Origin of the sequence: Achromobacter xylosoxidans (assembly GCF_002192695.1) — a bacterium.
Lineage (GTDB): Bacteria > Pseudomonadota > Gammaproteobacteria > Burkholderiales > Burkholderiaceae_B > Achromobacter > Achromobacter xylosoxidans_C.
Window position 1 is genome coordinate 61713 of the sequence record NZ_MTLG01000067.1, and the last position, 13618, is coordinate 75330.

Below are 13618 nucleotides of genomic sequence, written 5' to 3' on the forward strand. Positions count from 1 at the left end.
CCTGAGCGCAGCGCCGAAAGGGCGGGCCAGGGATCGTCCGCGCGGGCTTACCGGGATTCCAGCCCCAGATGCCCGCGCAGCGTGCCGTGCTGATACTCCGTGCGGAACAGCCCCCGGCGCTGCAGCACCGGAATCACGTGTTCGACGAAATCGTCGATGCCTCCCGGCAGGGACGGCGGCATCAGGTTGAAGCCGTCGGCGCCTTCATTGCGGTACCAATGCTCCATCTTGTCGGCGATCTGCTCGGGCGTGCCCACCATGGTGCAATGGCCGCCGCCGGCCGCCAGCCGGCCGAGCAATTGGCGCACGGTGGGTTTTTCGGTTTCGATGATGCGCAGGATGGTCGCGTAGCGGCCCTTGGGGCCGGTGAATTCGGCCAGGGGCGGCAGGGCGGGCACGGGCGCATCCAGCTCCCAGGCGGAGCAGTCCTGCAGCACGAACGTGCCCAGCTGGCGCAGCGAAGCGTCGCTGGGCAACAGCACGTCCAGCTCGCGCTGCTTGGCGCGAGCCTCGGCCTCGGTCGAGCCCACGTAGGTGACCAGGCCCGGCATGATGGGCACGAAATCCTGGCGGCCGGCGGCCAGCACGCGCCGCTTGATGTCGCGGTAATAGGCCTGCGCCGCAGGCAGGTCGTAGGCGACGGCGTAGATCGCCTCGGCGCGCCTGGCGGCCAGGTCGCGGCCCTGGTCCGAGGCGCCGGCCTGAAACAGCACCGGGCGGCCTTGCGGCGGACGCGGCACCGTCAGGGGGCCGTCGACCAGGAAATGCTCGCCGTGGTGGTTGATCTTGCGCACGCTTGCGGGCACGCCGTAATCGCCCGCGCGGTCGATGGCCAGCGCGTCCTGGTCCCAGGAGTCGAACAGCTTCAAGGCGACGTCGACGAACTCCTCGGCGCGCGCATAGCGCCAGTCGTGCCCCGGCATGGACTCGTAGCCGTGGTTGCGCGCTTCCGCGTCGAACATGGACGTGACCACGTTCCAGCCCATGCGCCCGCCCGAAATATGATCCAGCGAGGCCACCATGCGGGCCGCGTGAAAGGGCGTGAAGAAGGTGCTGGAAACCGTGCTGATCAGGCCGATGCGGGAGGTGGCGCGCGCAATCGCGGCCATGGCGGTCAGCGGCTCCAGGTACCAGCGCGGGCCGTCGCCGATATTGTCCACCGATTGCCCGTCGGCAAAGAAGATGGCGTCCAGCTTGCCGCGTTCGGCGGTGCGCGCCAGTTCCTCGTAGTAGGCGATGTCGCCCAGCCGCTCGGCGGCGGAATCCGGGTGGCGCCAGGCGGCGCGATGGTGGCCGCAGCCGAAGATGAACAGGTTCAGATGCAGCATGGCGATCCGGCCCGGACGGGGGCGGTAAAAGGCGCGATAGGCATGGTCAGGCTCTACGATTGCAGCGGCGGACAGGCAAACGGCCGCCGCACGCGGGCGAACTTAGCACAAAAGCCGCGGACGGGCCTCCCCGCCAGGCGCGTTGACATTGCCGTGCCGCTCTCCTAATCTTGCGGCAATTCCTGGGGGAGCCCTGCAAGGGCTGAGATTCCGCGTCATCGCGGTAACCCTTTGAACCTGATCCGGGTAATGCCGGCGAAGGGAAGGACATCGCGCAGTCCGCGCGCCCTCCCTAGACTTTCATTCATCTTGCGGCCTGCGCACTCGCGTGGCGGGGCCGCCGCGTTGCGCGTCCGGCGGCCAGCCGGCAGCGGGAGGACCGATATCCATGTTGACCCAATCCACCGCCCTGATGTGGCTGCTGCTGTTTTCAGGAGGCTTCGCCCTGGCCAGCGTGCTGTACACGCGGCGCAAGCGCGGCACCCTGGAGGACTACATCGTCGCCCGCAACAGCCAGGGCGCCTTCGGCACCATCCTGACGCTGATGGCCTCGACCCTGGGCGCCTGGATCCTGTTCTCGCCCGCGCAGGCGGCGACCTGGGGCGGTTTGGCGGCAGTCATCGGCTACGCGCTGGGATCGATGTCGCCGCGCCTGGTCATGATTCCGCTGGGACGGCGCATGCGCGAACTCATCCCCCACGGCCACACCCTGACGGAATTCCTGATGGCCCGCTACGGCAGGCCCATGTACGGCCTGGCGCTGTTCATCATGCTGTTCTATCTCTTCATTGCCCTGTCGGCCGAAGTCACGGCGATCGCCAAGCTGGTCACCATGCTGGCGCCCGTGCCGCTCTGGGTCACCGCCGCCATCGTGATGGGAACCACCTTGCTCTACACCACCTACGGCGGGCTGCGTTCCTCCATCTTCACGGACCAGGTGCAGATGATGGTGATCGTGCCGCTGCTGGTGATCCTGTGCCTGGTCGGCTGGCAGGCCGCGGGCGGCGCCATGCCCACCATCGAAGCGCTGCAGGCCAAGGCGCCGCAGCTGCTGGACCTGACCGATCCGGTGGGCGTCAAGGCCGGGCTGACCTTTTTCGTCGCCATCCTGCTGACCGGTATCTTCCACCAAGGCAACTGGCAGCGCATCTACGCCGCGCGCGACGTCCGCTCCATGCGCAACGGTTTCCTGCTGGGCGGCTTGCTGGTTGCGCCGTTCATTTTCCTGATGGGACTGTTCGGCCTGGCCTTCGTCGGCCTGGCGCCCCAGGGCGACAGTTCCATCGCGCTCTTCAGCGTCATCATGCCGCATGCGCCCGCGTGGTTCGTGATCGCGTTGATTCCGTTGGGACTGTCGCTGGTCATGAGCACCGCCGACACGGCCATCAGCGCCGTCTCCAGCATCATCGCGGTCGATATGCGCCGCCTGATGCCCAACGCCAGTTCCATGACCATGAAGCGCCTGGCGCGCTGGCTGGTGCTGCTGATGGCCATCCCCGTCATGATCGTGGCCTCGCAGGGCTACAGCGTGCTGTACCTGTTCCTGCTGGCCGACCTGTTGTGCTCCGCTGCCGCCTTCCCGGTCTTCTACGGCCTGTTCAGCCGCAAGCACGACGGCCTCACCGCAACCGTCGCCACCATCTCCGGTCTCGCGGCCGGCCTGTTCTACTTCCCGGCGCCGGGCGACAAGCCCTCATTCCTGCTGGAGTCCTTCCTGCTGGCGGCGGTGGTGCCCGTGGTGACGACGGTGCTGATGCGCTGCCTGCTGCGCGGCCGCAAGGAATTCGATTTCTCGACCCTGAGCGCGGCGGTGCGCAGACTGGACCAGGATCCGGCCTGAGACCTGGGGCTGCGGCGCGGCGCCTGGACGGCGCCCGCCGGGGAAGGCGCTACGCCGCGCGCAGCGCCTTCTTGTCGACCTTGTTGGCGCCGGTATAGGGCAGGGCATCCAGGATCTGGATGACCGCCGGCACCTTGTAGCGCGCCAGGTTCGACTGGCAGTGCGCGATCAGCCCGGCCTCGTCGACGGCCGCGCCCGGCCGCAGGACGACGAAGGCGCGGATGACCTCGCCGCGGTAGCTGTCCGGCCAGCCTACCGCCGCGGCTTCGGCCACGTCCGGATGCAAGTACAGCACTTCATCCACTTCGCGTGGGTAGACGTTGTAGCCGCCGGAAATCACCAGATCCTTCTTGCGGTCGCGGATGTACAGGAAGCCGTCCTGCGCGAACTCGCCGATGTCGCCCGTGTACAGCCAGCCGTCGCGCAGGGTTTCGGCGGTGGCGTCGGGCCTGGCCAGATAGCCTTGCATGATCTGCGGCCCGCGCGCGCGGATTTCGCCGCGCTGGCCGGGCGGCAGCACGACCGTGCCTGATTCCAGGTCGACCACCTGCACCTCGGTCTTGGCAACGGGCGTGCCGACCGAGCCGTGGCGGGTACCGGCCGGGCCGTTATAGGTGAGGATGGGGCCCGCTTCAGTCTGACCGTAGCCTTCGTAGATCGGCGCGCCTACGGCGGCTTCCCAGCGCCGGTGCACTTCTTCGGCCAGCGGGGCGGATCCGGAATAGCAGGCGCGCACGCTGGACCAGTCGGTGATCGCGAAGCGCGGATGCGACAGCAAGCCGGTGTAGATGGTGGGGCTGCCGGGAAACAAGGTGATGCGCTCACGCTCCACGGCGTCGCAGACGTCGTCGGGCCGGTAGCGCGGCAGCACCACCAGCGTGGCCGCGGCGCTGGCGGCCAGGAACAGACCCATGGCCATGCCGTAGGAATGGAACAGCGGCATCGCGCAAAGCACGCTGTCGGCGCCGTAGCGGGTCGGCAAGGCCAGTTCCCGCTGCAGCACATTGGTGGCAATGGCGTCGCGTCCAAGGATCACGCCCTTGGGCTGTCCAGTCGTGCCGCCGGTGTACTGCAACAGGGCCGGCGCCTGGGCATCGGCGTCGTCCAGCGGCGAGTCGTCCATGCCTGGCTCGGGCTCCATCCATGCGCGGGCCTCGTTTTCCGCGACCAGCCGGATGGCCAGCGCCGCAGCCAGCGGCGCCGCGACGGCGGCCGATGCCGTGTCGGCGATCAGCAGCGCGGGCTGCGCGTCGCGCAGGATGAATTCCAGTTCGCGCGCCGTATAGAGCGGATTGAGCGGCACATGCTGGTTGCCGGAACACTGCAGCGCCAGCGTCGCGACGCTGGCCAGGTCCGAATTGCCCAGCAGGGTGGCGACGCGCGCGCCCGACGGCGCGTGGACGCGCAGATGGCGGGCCGTCGCCCAGATTTCGGCGGCGTAGCGCCGGTAGTCGACGCGGCGCGCGCCGCATACCAGGGCCGTGCGTTCGGGCCAGTCGCGCGCCGCGCGGGCCAGCAGGGCGGGGATGCGCAGCACGTCTTCAAGGCTGGCGTGGCTCATCGGGCGGCTCCGCCAGCGTCCACGCGCAAGACCACCGCCATGGCGCTGTCGCCGGCCGCGCAGCCCGTGAACAGGCCCAATCCGCCGCCGCGCCCGGCCAGCTCCTCGATGAGCTCTATGACGGACCGCAGCCCGGTCGGGCTCTGGGGATGGCCCCACACCAGCGAACAGCCGTAGTTGTTCATGGCCATGACGTCGAATCCCGTGGCGCGCGCCAGCGCGATGTCGGAGACCACGAAGGGATTGTGCGTCTTCACCGCATGCAGGTCGGCCACGGCCACGCCGGCGCGTTGCAGCGCCTGGCTCGCGGCTTCGATGGGCGCTTGCGGCATATAGCCCTTTTCCGTGCGCGACTGGCCAAAGGCCAGGATCTCGATGCCGATTTCGGGGTTGCGCGACAGTTCACGCGCACGCTCGGCGGTCGCCAGGATCATGCCTGCGTTGCCATCGGCCGGATGCGTCTGGCCGCCATACGTGATGGTGCCGCCGGGCAGCACGGGCGCAAGGCGCGCCAGACCCGCTTCAGTGGTGGCGTGGATGCCTTCGTCGCCTTCCAGGACCGATGCGATCTTGGCGTAGCGCGCGTCGGGCACCTCGAAGGGCAGCGTCATGTAGCGCTGCTGGAACCGATGTCCCTCGGCGCAGGCCTGCGCGTATTGCTCGTAGCGGCGCAGCGTGACCGCATTCTGTTCGTCCGTGGAGATGCCGTGGCGCTCGGCCACGCGCTCCCCGGTTTGCAGCATGGACAGGCCGCTCCAGGGATCATGCGAAAAATTGTCCAGCACCCAGTTCTCGTGCGCGCCGGAACCCCCTGGCCCCGCGGGATCGGGGTGGTAGAGCTGCGGGCCGTTGGACACGCGGTCGGCCATGAGGACCAGCGAGGTCTCGGCGTTGCCCAGCATCAGCTCGGCCGCGGCCGTCGCCAGGCCGCGCACCGAGGTGGCGCAGGCCTGCGAGACCACCGGCCCGGCCAGATGGGGCGCGCCGAGCATGCCGGCCACCCAGGGCAGGCCGTAGAACGAGCCTTGCTGCGGCACCGAGCAGCCCAGCACCGCGCTTTGCAGCGCCGCGGGCGCGATGCCGCGGCGCTCCAGTTCGCGGCGCGCGGTCCAGGCCGCGAAGCGCAGGCTGTGCAGGCGCGACAGGCTGCCCTGCCAGCGCGAGAAAGGGGTGCTCCAATACACGCCATAAGGAATGTGTACGCTGGTCATGCGGACTCCTGCTGCAAAAAAAGGCGGCCTACGGCAGGAACTGCCAGGCGCCAGAACGGGCCTGCATCAGCACGACGCCGCGCTCGTCCAGGCCGTTGTGGTTGGTTGGCGACATCATGTAGATGCCCTGGGTGCCGACGGTGCCCTGCAGGCTTTCCAAGGCATCGCGCAGCGCCTGGCGAAAGGCCGGGGTGCCGGGCTGGGTGCCTGCGGGAATCTTGGCCACGGCGGCGTCCAGCAACAGATAGGCGTCGTAGGTATAAGGCGCGAAGGCGTTGCGCGAGTCGGCGCCGTAGGTCGATTCATACTGTTGGGCGTAACGCGTGGCGACCGGCTTGATCGGGCTGTCCGCGGGCAGCTGTTCCACCACTTGCACCGGGCCGCTGGGCACGATCACGCCATCCACGCCCTTGCCGCCCAGCTTCAGGAAATCCTTGTTGATGACGCCGTGGGTGTTGTATTGGACGCCCTGGTAGCCGCGCTCGCGCAGCGACAGGTGAGGCAGGGCGCCCGGCGTGCCCGAACCGCCGACCAGCACGGCGCCCGGATTGAGGGCGACGATCTTCAACACCTGCGCCGTGACCGAGTTGTCGGTGCGCGCATAGCGTTCGTTGCTGAGCACCTTGATGCCGCGCTTGGCGGCCGATTCCTGCAACGCGCGGTAGACGGCGTCGCCCCATGCATCCGAGAAGCCGATGTACGCCACGGACTTCACGCCGCGCTTGACCATGTCGGCGGTCAGCGAGTCCACCATCAGGTCTATGCCGTGGGCCACCACGAAGATCCATTCGGCGCGGTCGGGGCTGACCACGATGGGCGCCAGCGACAACTGCGGCGTGCGGGCTTCGCGGGCGACTTCCGTGACCGCCATCGAGGTCGGCACATTGCTCGGGCCGATGATGGCGTCCACCTTGTTCTCGGTGACCAGCTTGCGCGCCGTCTTGACCGCCGACGAGGGATCGGTGGCGTCGTCCAGCGCGATGTACTCCACGGGCTGGCCGCCCAATGTCTTGGGCAGCAGCGGCACGGTGCTGCGGTACAGCGAACCCATGGAAGCCCCGGGCCCGGTACTGCTGGCGATCACGCCGATGCGGATGTCGGCGGACGCGGCGGCAGGCGCCAGGGCGCAGGCCAGCGCCAGCGCGGCAAGACGACGATACATGGCTATTCCCCTTTTTCTGGATATGGCCCGGCTAGCGGGATGACCCCAGTATGAGCATATTGCCGATAACTGGATAATTGCGATTCCTTATCGATCGATAACCAACTTTCCGGGCGCATTCCATGCCGGACATCCCCACTTTGCAGCAGTTGCGGTCGCGCCTGCGCATCCGCCATCTGGTCTTGCTGGATGAGCTGGGGCGGGTCGGCAACCTGCACCGGGCGGCCGAAGCGATGCACCTCAGCCAGCCCGCGCTGAGCAAGCTCCTGGGCGAGGCCGAGGCGCTGGCCGGCCAGCCCTTGTTCGAGCGTTCGCATCACGGCGTCGCGCCGACCGCGCTGGGCCTGCTGATGATCGACCGCGCACGCCTGTTGCTCAATGAACTGGACGCGACGCACGCCGAACTCGCGGCCGCCGCCAACGGCGCGAGCGGCACGGTGCGGGCGGGTATTTTCCCGGTGGTGGCGCATCTGCTGGTGCCCCTGGCGGCGCAACGCCTGCAAGAGACGCATCCAGCCCTGCGCATCGAGTTGTCCGAAGGCCTGGAAAAGCAGCTGCTGCCGGCCTTGCGCGCAGGCGAACTGGACTGTGTCGTGGGGCGGCTGGGGGTGGAGAGCGCGGACGCGGATCTTCAATGCGAGATCCTTTACGACGAGGCCACCGCCGTGGTCTGCGGCCCGGCCCATCCGCTGGCTTCGCGCAGCCGCCTGAGCGGCGCGGCGCTGGACAAGTGCCGCTGGGTGCTGCCGTCGCGCAATGCGGCGCTCTACAGCATGGTCGCCGCCGCCGTCTCGGCGCGCGGCGCGGGCTTTCCGCAGGTTGCCATCGAATCCAGCGCCATCCTGACCATCGTCTCGCTGCTGCAGCGGACCTCGCTGCTGTCGGCCATTCCGCTGCGCGTGGCGCGCGCCCTGGCCGTAAACGGGCAGTTGGCCATCCTGCCGCTGGGCTTGCAGGCGCGGCTGCACCCCGTGGGCATCATGACGCGGCGGGATGCGCGCGCCGCGGCTGCGGCGTCGCTATTCCTGGATGCGCTGCGGAATGCCGCGACGGCGGTGCGCACCGACGCAAACGGTTGAATACCGGTAAGCCGTAAAACTGCCTAGGCAAAAAGCGCAGGCCGGTCAGGTTCTGACGGGAGAGCGATCGCGCTCCGAGTCCTGCGACAGGCATCGCGCGTCGCTTCGTCGGTGCGACAGTCGCCAAATCGATATGGTTATCAAGAAGCAGGCGACAGGCGGAAAAGATACTCAAAAAGAGCATAGTCTTTATTTTCTCGATTGCTGGTAGTCAATAAATAAAAAATAAACAAGCAATCATATTTTTTTATATTTTGAAATATTTCAGGAGTTTAACTATATTGTGACAGCGGCATTTTTGATTTTCAGCCGTGCGATTTTCAAGTGATGGCGATGCAAATGCGCGGGATGGAATTCGGAATGAAGCCGTGGGTACAAGACCTTCTATTTGCGACTAATAGCGCGACCACTGAGCAAGCCGTTTTCACGGAGGTGGCGGCCGCCGCGCAAGAGCTTGGGTTTTCTTATTGCGGGTATGCTCTGCGGGCAGCCTTGCCGTTTACCAACCCTCAGGTCGTAATGATCAACAATTATCCGGCCGTGTGGCAGGAACGTTACGTACAGGCGCGTTATGTCGAGGTTGATCCCACCGTAAAGCACTGCAGCCAGTCCGCGATACCTATCGTCTGGTCGGACAGGGTGTTTGCCGAAACCCCCGAGCTTTGGGACGAGGCGCAGGCGGTGGGGCTTTGTGTGGGCTGGGCTCAGTCGAACCTGGATGCGTACGGAACCGGGGGGATGCTGACGCTGGCCAGGCAGAATGGGCAACTTTCCGATACGGAGCTGCTCAGCAAGGAATTGCGTATGCGCTGGCTGGTGACCGCCGCGCACCTGGCATTGAGCAGGCTCGTGTTGCCGCGATTCAAATTGGCGCCGGACATTCCGCTGACGCGTCGCGAGACCGAAATTTTAAAATGGGCGGCGGACGGAAAGACCAGCAGTGATGTGTCCGAAATACTGGCGATCGCGGAGTCGACGGTCAGATTTCATACGAAAAACGCCATTTCCAAGCTCGGCGCCCGAAATCGGACCGCAGCCGTCGCTCGCGCCGCATTGCTCGGACTCCTGCGGTAAGCGATCGGCGCATAAAGCAAAACAGGGCGCTACATCGCTAAATGTAGTGCCCTGTCTTGGCGGGAATTTTGGTGGAGCGGAGGAGGATCGAACTCCCGACCTTCGCATTGCGAACGCGACGCTCTCCCAGCTGAGCTACCGCCCCAATGAAGCAAGACCAAAACTATACAGGAACATTCCTAGCCTGCGCAACATGCCGCCGAACAAAAATTCAAGCGAATTCCAAGGTCGCGACGACCGGGGCGTGATCGGACGGCTGCTCGTTGCGGCGCGGCTCCTTGTCGATGACGCAGGCCGTGCAGCGCTTGACCAACGGGGCGGACAAGAGGACATGATCGATGCGCAGTCCGGCGTTGCGGCGGAACGCGAACTGGCGGTAGTCCCACCAACTGAAGGACTTCTCCGGCTGCTCGAAAAGGCGGAAGGAATCCGCCAGCCCCAGGTCGAGCAGGGCGCCGAGCGCCTTGCGTTCCGGCTCGGACACCAGCACCTGGCCTTCCCATTTTTCAGGGTTGTGCACGTCTTCGTCGGCCGGCGCGACGTTGTAGTCGCCCAGCACCGCCAAGCGCGGATACTGCTTGATTTCGTCGGCCAGCCAGGCGCGCATGGCTTCGAACCATTCCAGCTTGTAGGCGTACTTGTCCGAGCCCACCGACTGGCCGTTGGGACAGTAGGCGCAGACGACACGCACATCGCCTTCGGGGCTGGGAAAGGTCAGCGCCAACACGCGCTGCTGCGGATCCTCATAGCCGGGAATGTTGCGCACCATGGACGTGCCGGGCACGCGCGACACGATGGCAACGCCGTTATAGGTTTTCTGACCGGCCCAGACGGCATGGTAGCCGGCTTCGGTGAAGGCGGCCTCGGGGAACTTGTCGTCCGTGAGCTTGAGTTCCTGGATGCACAGGACGTCGACCGGATTGGCGGCCAGCCAGTCCAGCACTTGCGGCAGGCGCACATTCAGGGAGTTCACGTTCCAGGTGGCTAATTTCATGTTTCGCGTAGACCGTTAATTTATGCGGCGCTCAGGCTATCAGCGGAGGGGCGGCAGTCGGGCGGGCAAGGCCGCGCTCATTCGAACATCGGATGATACCGCGTCGCCATGAGCTCTTCGCGTGCTGCAACCGGTTGGTTTTGGGGCGAGGAGGCCCTGGACGAGCACCGCAAAAAAAATCGTTGATATGTGAGTGTCTATGTCTGGCCACCCAGGCCCCCCCACCGGAGATATCAGGCCGACTGACAACAGCGCACGGCATACAAAATGTTCTATTTCTTGCGGTTTTCTAATGCCTGGGAATTGACGTGGCGTCTACGCTCCCTACAGTCCCCTGAACGGAGAGGAGTATGAAGCCCCTTGATTTGGATCAGGTTTCTCCTGGTGTGGCCGGGGTTCCCGGAGTCCCCATCGTCGGTTGGCTGCTGGACGGGCCGCAACCCGAGTTCACCGATGTCGTCAGCGTCGCCCGTCAATGGATGGCGGACGGGCAGCGCGTTTCGGAAGTGGTGCGGGTGCAGGACTACCATCGGGGAACGCCCAGATTGGGGCTAGGATGCGACATGATGCGCGCCTGCCCCATCGCGGGCCAGCGCTGACGCGCGGGGAGAATGCCATGAGAACCGGTGTGATCAGGCTCAACGGCCACCAGCTCGAATACGAACTCCGGCCGCTTGCGGCGCAGCAGGGCTACGAGGCCTGGGTGCGCACCGCGCCAGGCCGCGAATGGACGCGGATAGGCGTGGGCGATTCCGCCTTCGTGAGCGAGGATGCCGCGCTCAAGGGCATCAAGTACGCGGCTGTCGAGATCAGCGCGAGACGGCTGCAGGCCTAGGGCTCGCAAGCCCATGACGCGCCAGGTTGGCGCGCCTTCAATCAGCCCTTCACCAGTCCGCCGTCGACGATCAGGTTCTGCCCGGTCACCGCGCGCGACCAGGGGCTGGCGAAGAACAGCACGGCGTCGGCGAATTGCTCGGGCGTGGTCACCTCGCGTAGCGGCGTGCCCGCGGCAATCATGTCGAAGACCGCGTCCGGCGTGGCCGCGGAGGCGTCGGTGGTGCGCAGCAAGCCGCCCGACACCATATTGACGGTGATGCCGTCGGCGCCCAATTCATGCGACAAGGTGCGGGTGAAGGCCAGCAGCGCGGCCTTGGCCGCGGTGTAGTCGTGGTACGGCACCACCGGGTTCTGGACCAGGTTGGTGCCCACATTGATGATGCGCCCGCCGCCTGCAGTCCGCATGCCGGGCAGGGCGGCTTGCGTGGTGTTGAGCGCGGCGCGCACGCTGCCTTCCAGCTGCGCGTTCATCTGCGCCCAGTCCAGCGCGCCGGCTTGCGGCCGGGCGTCGCCGTTGAACTGGAAGGCGGGCAGGGCGTTGTTGACGACCGTGCCCACGGGCTGGCCGAAATGTACGCTGGCTTGCGCGAACATGGCGGCGACGGCGGCCGGGTCGCGCACGTCGGCCTGCAGCGCGATGGCGCGGTCCGGCGCGCTGGCGGCCAGGGCCTGCGCGCGTTCGGCGCTGTTCAGGTAGTTGACGACGACCTTGGCGCCTTCACGCAGGAAGGCGCGGGCGATGGCGGCGCCCAGGCCGCGGCTGGCGCCGGTGACGATGACGAGCTGCTGGCTCAGGTCCGGGGAGGGGCGTTGCTGCGATGACATGTGGTTAAGGCTTCCTGCTTAGTGTTCCGAGCCGCTGTTCAGCATGCGGCTGCGGGCTTTTTCGATATGGGCGCGCATGACGTTACGCGCGCCTTCGGCGTCCTGTTCCTGGATCAGCCGGTAGATGTGGCGGTGTTCCTCGATGGCGGCGCGGGTGCGCTTCCAGGGTTCGCTGTGGACCAGGTGGCGCATGACGTTGACGGCGTGGCTGACGTCGTACTCCAGCGATTTCAGCACCTGCACGAAGCGCTGGTTGCTGGTGGCCGCGGCGATGGCGCGGTGGAATCCGTAGTCGTGGTGATGGGCGATGGCGCCGGAGGCGTCGGCTTCTTCGTAGCCGGTCAGCATGCGGTCCATTTCGCGCAGGTCTTCGTCGGTGCGGCGCAGGGCGGCCAGGTAGGCGCATTCGGGTTCGATCACCATGCGCAACTCCAGGCCTTCGAGGATGTGGCCGACGCGCCGCGCCGGGTCGACCGCGGGCATGCCGCCCATCAGGTCTGGCTTGGCGCGCACATAGGTGCCCGAGCCGCGGATGGACTCCACCAACTGGTCTTCGCGCAGCCGGTCCAGCGCCTGCCGCACCACCGGCCGCGAGACCTCGAACAACGTGGCCAGTTCCATTTCCGTGGGCAGCTTGTTGCCAGGCGCGATCTTGCCGGTGGCGATGGCATAGAACAGGCTTTCGTAGACGCGTTCGGCAAAGCGTTCGGCGCGGACGTAGCCCAGGCCCGAGGCCACTTCCGCCAGCACGTCCAGTTCGGGACGGGGGCGATCCATCGCCACCAACAGCGATTCAAGCTGCGGGTCACGCACATTGCTCATCGGCGCTCCTAATCTGTATTGCCGGGATTGTCAGTCGCCATGACAAATCCAGGGTGGCGTTAAGCCGCTGAATTATTAGGGATTACCCCGAGTGGTCAGAAAATATCCTGACTCTTGGGACAAAAGCTGTCAATTCAATTGACAAGTTGCGGGCGGCTCCCGTACCTTGACCCGAAACCAAAACGCAACTCGCGCGCGACGCCGCGAGCGGCGCGCTGCGGTGTCCGCCGGTCCGCGCCTGGAGACGAAACCATCCTGCAACCGGCCGTCCGGCCGCTACTTTACTCCGCACATCGTGACTCAGAAGAACTTTATCGCCAACCAATGGGTGGAAGCCGCCACCGGCGCAACCATTCCCGTCCTGAACCCGTCCGATGGCGCGCCTTTCGAGGCAATCGCGCGTTCGACCGCCGAGGACGTAGACCGCGCCGTGACCGCTGCGCGCGAGGCTTATGACGGCGAGTGGGGCCAGATGGCGCCCGCCGCGCGCAGCCGCCTCTTGATGCGCATCGCCTTCGCGCTGCTGGACCGCCAGGAAGAGCTGGCGCAGCTGGAGTCGGCCGATACCGGCAAACCCATCAAGCAGGCGCGCGCCGATGCCGCCGCAGTGGCCCGCTACTTCGAGTTCTATGCCGGCGCGGTCGACAAGCTGCACGGCGAGACCATTCCCTACACCCCGGGCTTCACCGTGCTGACGGTGCGCGAAGCGCACGGCGTTACCGGCCACATCGTGCCCTGGAACTATCCGCTGCAGATCTTCGGCCGCAGCGTGGGCGCGGCCTTGGCCGCGGGCAACGCCTGCGTGGTCAAGCCGGCGGAAGACGCCTGCCTGTCGCTCTTGAAGCTGGCGGAGATCGCCGCCGAAGTCGGCCTGCCGGCAGGCGC

The 13618-nt window shown here is 66.4% G+C and carries 13 protein-coding genes, 2 tRNA genes and 1 riboswitch; of the genes, 6 read left to right on the plus strand and 9 right to left on the minus strand.

Translation table 11 applies throughout. From position 1 onward, the window contains the following. Nucleotides 1-47: 47 nt before the first annotated feature. Entirely contained in the window at nt 48-1328 is a 1281-nt protein-coding gene (locus BRO63_RS11805; protein WP_179215078.1) for an LLM class flavin-dependent oxidoreductase, read from the minus strand. A gap of 174 nt (nt 1329-1502) precedes the next feature. After that, a riboswitch (TPP riboswitch) is annotated at nt 1503-1609 on the plus strand. Between the two features lie 107 nt (nt 1610-1716). On the opposite strand from BRO63_RS11805, the gene BRO63_RS11810 reads away from it, so the two are divergent. Further along, entirely contained in the window at nt 1717-3168 is a 1452-nt protein-coding gene (locus BRO63_RS11810; RefSeq protein ID WP_088139981.1) for a sodium:solute symporter family protein, read from the plus strand. 49 nt (nt 3169-3217) lie between these two features. On the opposite strand, the gene BRO63_RS11815 is transcribed toward BRO63_RS11810, so the two are convergent. From BRO63_RS11815 to BRO63_RS11825, 3 genes are read right to left on the minus strand one after another with little or no spacing between them, the layout of a single operon-like run. Then, nucleotides 3218-4729, minus strand: a complete 1512-nt coding sequence (locus tag BRO63_RS11815; RefSeq protein WP_088139982.1) for an AMP-binding protein — start codon at nt 4727-4729, stop codon at nt 3218-3220. Then, complete coding sequence (locus BRO63_RS11820; protein WP_088139983.1) at nt 4726-5940, minus strand: thiolase family protein; 1215 nt, start codon at nt 5938-5940, stop codon at nt 4726-4728. The genes BRO63_RS11815 and BRO63_RS11820 overlap by 4 nt, the downstream gene beginning before the upstream one ends. A 28-nt stretch (nt 5941-5968) precedes the next feature. Then, nucleotides 5969-7102, minus strand: coding sequence for an ABC transporter substrate-binding protein (locus BRO63_RS11825; protein ID WP_088139984.1), 1134 nt, complete (start codon nt 7100-7102; stop codon nt 5969-5971). Nucleotides 7103-7224: 122 nt separating this feature from the next. Here BRO63_RS11825 and BRO63_RS11830 point away from each other — a divergent pair, with 122 nt between their 5' ends. Next, a complete protein-coding gene (locus BRO63_RS11830) occupies nt 7225-8181 on the plus strand; it encodes a LysR substrate-binding domain-containing protein (RefSeq protein WP_088139985.1) in 957 nt (318 codons plus the stop codon). Between the two features lie 360 nt (nt 8182-8541). After that, a complete protein-coding gene (locus tag BRO63_RS11835) occupies nt 8542-9255 on the plus strand; it encodes an autoinducer binding domain-containing protein (protein ID WP_088140102.1) in 714 nt (237 codons plus the stop codon). Between the two features lie 69 nt (nt 9256-9324). Here the strand turns inward: BRO63_RS11835 and BRO63_RS11840 are convergent. Both BRO63_RS11840 and xth read right to left on the minus strand, forming a co-directional pair. After that, nucleotides 9325-9400: transfer RNA gene (locus tag BRO63_RS11840), tRNA-Ala, on the minus strand. 66 nt (nt 9401-9466) lie between these two features. Further along, nucleotides 9467-10249: an exodeoxyribonuclease III gene (xth, locus tag BRO63_RS11845; RefSeq protein WP_088139986.1), complete on the minus strand. Its 783-nt coding sequence runs from the start codon at nt 10247-10249 to the stop codon at nt 9467-9469. A gap of 350 nt (nt 10250-10599) precedes the next feature. On the opposite strand from xth, the gene BRO63_RS11850 reads away from it, so the two are divergent. Next, nucleotides 10600-10848 (plus strand): hypothetical protein, encoded by a 249-nt coding sequence (locus BRO63_RS11850; RefSeq protein ID WP_088139987.1) that lies wholly within the window; start codon nt 10600-10602, stop codon nt 10846-10848. 17 nt (nt 10849-10865) lie between these two features. Then, nucleotides 10866-11084, plus strand: a complete 219-nt coding sequence (locus BRO63_RS11855) for a hypothetical protein (RefSeq protein ID WP_143219467.1) — start codon at nt 10866-10868, stop codon at nt 11082-11084. Nucleotides 11085-11125: 41 nt separating this feature from the next. On the opposite strand, the gene BRO63_RS11860 is transcribed toward BRO63_RS11855, so the two are convergent. The 3 genes from BRO63_RS11860 to BRO63_RS34170 form a co-directional block, all read right to left on the minus strand. Further along, on the minus strand, nt 11126-11911 hold the full coding sequence (locus BRO63_RS11860) for a 3-oxoacyl-ACP reductase (protein WP_088139989.1): 786 nt from the start codon (nt 11909-11911) through the stop codon (nt 11126-11128). Nucleotides 11912-11929: 18 nt separating this feature from the next. After that, nucleotides 11930-12733: a FadR/GntR family transcriptional regulator gene (locus tag BRO63_RS11865; RefSeq protein WP_088139990.1), complete on the minus strand. Its 804-nt coding sequence runs from the start codon at nt 12731-12733 to the stop codon at nt 11930-11932. An 82-nt stretch (nt 12734-12815) separates the two neighbouring features. Then, a complete protein-coding gene (locus tag BRO63_RS34170; protein ID WP_179215079.1) occupies nt 12816-13388 on the minus strand; it encodes a hypothetical protein in 573 nt (190 codons plus the stop codon). A 141-nt stretch (nt 13389-13529) separates the two neighbouring features. Between BRO63_RS34170 and BRO63_RS34175 the strand changes: the two genes are divergently transcribed. Beyond that, nucleotides 13530-13613, plus strand: a tRNA-OTHER gene (locus tag BRO63_RS34175). Nucleotides 13614-13618 lie beyond the last annotated feature (5 nt).

Bases quoted from the DNA above. Each gene is read 5' to 3' on its own strand.
- BRO63_RS11825 (WP_088139984.1), bottom strand. From the start codon at position 7,102: ATGTATCGTCGTCTTGCCGCGCTGGCGCTGGCCTGCGCCCTGGCGCCT.
- BRO63_RS11835 (WP_088140102.1), top strand. From the start codon at position 8,542: ATGAAGCCGTGGGTACAAGACCTTCTATTTGCGACTAATAGCGCGACC.
- BRO63_RS11815 (WP_088139982.1), bottom strand. From the start codon at position 4,729: ATGAGCCACGCCAGCCTTGAAGACGTGCTGCGCATCCCCGCCCTGCTG.
- BRO63_RS11805 (WP_179215078.1), bottom strand. From the start codon at position 1,328: ATGCTGCATCTGAACCTGTTCATCTTCGGCTGCGGCCACCATCGCGCC.
- BRO63_RS11860 (WP_088139989.1), bottom strand. From the start codon at position 11,911: ATGTCATCGCAGCAACGCCCCTCCCCGGACCTGAGCCAGCAGCTCGTC.
- xth (WP_088139986.1), bottom strand. From the start codon at position 10,249: ATGAAATTAGCCACCTGGAACGTGAACTCCCTGAATGTGCGCCTGCCG.
- BRO63_RS11865 (WP_088139990.1), bottom strand. From the start codon at position 12,733: ATGAGCAATGTGCGTGACCCGCAGCTTGAATCGCTGTTGGTGGCGATG.
- BRO63_RS11830 (WP_088139985.1), top strand. From the start codon at position 7,225: ATGCCGGACATCCCCACTTTGCAGCAGTTGCGGTCGCGCCTGCGCATC.
- BRO63_RS11850 (WP_088139987.1), top strand. From the start codon at position 10,600: ATGAAGCCCCTTGATTTGGATCAGGTTTCTCCTGGTGTGGCCGGGGTT.
- BRO63_RS11810 (WP_088139981.1), top strand. From the start codon at position 1,717: ATGTTGACCCAATCCACCGCCCTGATGTGGCTGCTGCTGTTTTCAGGA.
- BRO63_RS11855 (WP_143219467.1), top strand. From the start codon at position 10,866: ATGAGAACCGGTGTGATCAGGCTCAACGGCCACCAGCTCGAATACGAA.
- BRO63_RS11820 (WP_088139983.1), bottom strand. From the start codon at position 5,940: ATGACCAGCGTACACATTCCTTATGGCGTGTATTGGAGCACCCCTTTC.